This is a genomic window from Phenylobacterium sp., assembly GCF_036723115.1.
Taxonomy (GTDB): Bacteria; Pseudomonadota; Alphaproteobacteria; order Caulobacterales; family Caulobacteraceae; genus Phenylobacterium.
Genome location: NZ_DAIMHV010000217.1, coordinates 1 through 2,934 on the forward strand (window position 1 = coordinate 1; position 2,934 = coordinate 2,934).

Sequence of the window (2,934 nt, forward strand, 5' to 3'; positions counted from 1 at the left end):
GGGGCACATGGGGGGCGGTCAGGGCCAGCAGGATGAAGAAGGGTTCGTCCCGATGGGCTTCCACGAAGGCGGTGGTCTCTTCGAAGAAGTGCTGGGTCAGCTTGGCGAAGTCGGCCTTGGACTCGCTCATGGGCGCCTCGCCGTCGCCGGCATAGAGGGTGAGGGGGCGCATGTCGTGGCTGTAGGGCAGGCCCATGAAGCGGTCGAAGCCGAACCGCTGCGGCGGCCAGTGGGGCGAGACATGGCCCAGATGCCACTTCCCGATCAGGGCGGTGGCGTAGTCGGGCTTCAGGATGCTGGGCAGGGTCGGCGTGCCTGGGGGCAGGCCGTTGGTGTCCGCCGGCTGGATCACCTCCCGCGCCAGACCATGACGAATGGCGTAGCCGCCGGTGAGCAGACCCGCCCGCGAGGGGGTGCACACATTGGCTGAGGCGTAGAAGTCGGTCAGCCGCGCGCCCTCCGCGGCCATACGGTCCAGTTCGGGCGTGCGGATGAGCCGCCCGCCGTCGCAACCGAGGTCGCCATAGCCCAGGTCATCAGCCAGGATGATGATGAAGTTCGGCGCTCGCCCCATGACGTCCTCCCCGCCTTTTTCGCGATGCTGACCCGAAAGCGCCCTGTCGGCAATCGGCAGACGAACTGCATTAACCGGGCGGTACCACCTGTGGTGTCTGAATTCTCCGCCACCCGGAGACCCGCATGAGCCTGCCTGCCGTCGCGCAGACCGTCCCAGACCTCGCCGCCTTTTTCGATGTGTCTCTGGACATGCTCTGCATCCGGGACGCGGACTTCCGCTTCGTCCGCGTCAACCAGGCCTGGACCCGCACCCTGGGGCATCCCGTCTCCGTGCTCGAAGGGGCGCGGATGCTCGACTTCATTCATCCCGACGACGCCTCGCCCAGCGGCGCCAAGATGACTGGCATCGGTCCGGACGGGGAGATCAACGGCTTCATCAACCGCTATCGCCATGCCGACGGCAGCTATCGCAGCCTGGAGTGGCGGGCCCGCAGGGTAGGGGACTTCGTCTTCGGCGTGGCCCGCGACGTCACCGATCGCCTGGCCGCCGAGGCCGAGATGGCCGCGGCCCGGGAGGCCGCCGAGGCGGCCAATCGCGCCAAGAGCGACTTCCTGGCCAATATGAGCCACGAGATCCGCACCCCTCTGAACGGCGTGCTGGGGGTGACCGCCGCCCTGGCCCGCACACCCCTGAGCGACGCCCAACAGGAGATGGTGGAGTTGATCGAACGCTCCGGCGTCGCGCTGGAACGGATCGTCTCCGACGTGCTGGATCTCACCAAGATCGAGGCCGGGGCCCTGAGGCTGGAGCGTTCGGTCTTCGACCTGCGTCGCGAGCTTTCCCCGGCCATCGAGGTCTTCCGTCTGCGGGCCCTGGAAAAGGGTCTGGCCTTCCAGGTCGCCTGGTCAGAGGGGGCCGAAGGCGCGTTCGAGGGCGACGCCCTGCGCCTGCGCCAGATCCTGACCAACCTCCTGTCAAATGCGGTCAAGTTCACCCATGCCGGCCAGGTCCTGGTGCGCATAGATCACGCGGGTGACCGGCTGGAACTGACGGTGGCCGACACCGGGGTGGGGTTCGACGGCGAAGCGGCGAGCCGCCTCTTCCAGCGCTTTTCCCAGGGCGACGCCACCATCACCAGACGCTTCGGTGGCACCGGGCTTGGCCTCGCCATCAGCCGTTCCCTGGCCGACCTCATGGGGGGCGGACTGGAGGCGGAGTCCGAGCCCGGCCGCGGGGCCACCTTCCGGTTCGTCACGCCCCTGCCGCGGGCTGTGGAGCAGGATTCCATAACACCTGCGGCGGCCGGACTGGGGGTGGCCGACCTCGTGGAGCGCCTCAAGGGGCGACGGGTGTTGCTGGCCGAGGATCATCCGGTGAACCGGCGGGTGGTGGAGCTGATCCTGGCCCCGTTCGGCGTGGACCTGACCCTTGCGCTCGACGGGCGCGAAGCTCTGCAACGTGTGGCCCAGGACAGGTTCGACCTGGTGCTGATGGACATGCAGATGCCGGTAATGGACGGCCTGGCCGCCACGCGCGCCATCCGGTCACGGGAGGCGGAACTGGGGGCGCCGCGCCTGCCCGTCCTGATGCTCAGCGCCAACGCCATGCGACGCCACCAGGAAGAGGCGCAGGCGGCCGGCGCGGATCGACACGTGGCCAAGCCGGTCACCGCCCAGGCCCTTTTGGAAGCGATGGCCAGGGCCTTGCCCGACCCCGTCGACCTCTGAGGGCGCCGGCCGCGGAACCAATCCAGGCGATCCAGCTTCTGCGGTGATGATGTCAGCCCGCCGCTCCGCCTCCGCCGCGATCTTCGCTGCAGTCGCTCTTGTCGCCTGCTCTGAGCCGGCGTCCGACGCCCGGCCGCAAGCGCCCATTGTCGAGGGGCCTGAGCCCCGTCCGATGGGACCGGGCGCCACCGTGGGCGGAGACGGCTCCAACATCGTCCTGAACGGCCTCAGCCTTGCCGACATCGAGGCCCAGGATCTGCCCGGTGAACTGGCCTGCAGCTTCATGGCCGGCCCTGGCGAGGATGTGATCCTGCTGGCCAGGGGCGACGTCGCCTCGTCCCAACCGGCCGTGGGCGTGGTCAAGGTGGGAGACTATGTGGAACGCCTCGCCGCGCCGGGCGGCTTTGACGGCATGATCCAGGGTGCGACCTTCGCCGGTCGGGGCAAGACGGTGGAGGTGGACGTCACCGGCCAGCCGGTGGGCGGCGGCGAATCTCCGCCCCGGCCGGCGACCCTGACCTATCAGCGGGCCGATGGCGCCAGCCGCGCCTTCCCTGGCCAGTGGACCTGCGGCCCATAGACCGTCAGCCGGGTCGATGACCGCGGCTCACGGTCTGTCAGGGGGCGGGCGTCGCCTAGCTCAGCCGAACCTCGCCCACCTTGTCGGCGTAGTCCTTCTTGGGGTCGCGG

At 69.2% G+C, this 2,934-nt stretch carries 3 protein-coding genes; 2 read left to right on the forward strand and 1 reads right to left on the reverse strand.

Annotated features, from left to right (window positions below; all coding sequences use genetic code 11):
- Nucleotides 1-574 (reverse strand): sulfatase-like hydrolase/transferase (locus V7D28_RS14630; RefSeq protein ID WP_333588118.1); only part of this gene is annotated, 574 nt, incomplete at its 3' end.
- Between the two features lie 125 nt (nt 575-699).
- On the opposite strand from V7D28_RS14630, the gene V7D28_RS14635 reads away from it, so the two are divergent.
- Together V7D28_RS14635 and V7D28_RS14640 are read left to right on the forward strand one after the other, a co-directional pair.
- Nucleotides 700-2,244, forward strand: a complete 1,545-nt coding sequence (locus V7D28_RS14635) for an ATP-binding protein (RefSeq protein ID WP_333588119.1) — start codon at nt 700-702, stop codon at nt 2,242-2,244.
- A gap of 172 nt (nt 2,245-2,416) precedes the next feature.
- Entirely contained in the window at nt 2,417-2,824 is a 408-nt protein-coding gene (locus V7D28_RS14640; RefSeq protein WP_333588120.1) for a hypothetical protein, read from the forward strand.
- Nucleotides 2,825-2,934 lie beyond the last annotated feature (110 nt).

Coding starts and splice junctions, on each gene's coding strand:
- V7D28_RS14640 (WP_333588120.1), top strand. CDS start 2,417: ATGGGACCGGGCGCCACCGTGGGCGGAGACGGCTCCAACATCGTCCTG.
- V7D28_RS14635 (WP_333588119.1), top strand. CDS start 700: ATGAGCCTGCCTGCCGTCGCGCAGACCGTCCCAGACCTCGCCGCCTTT.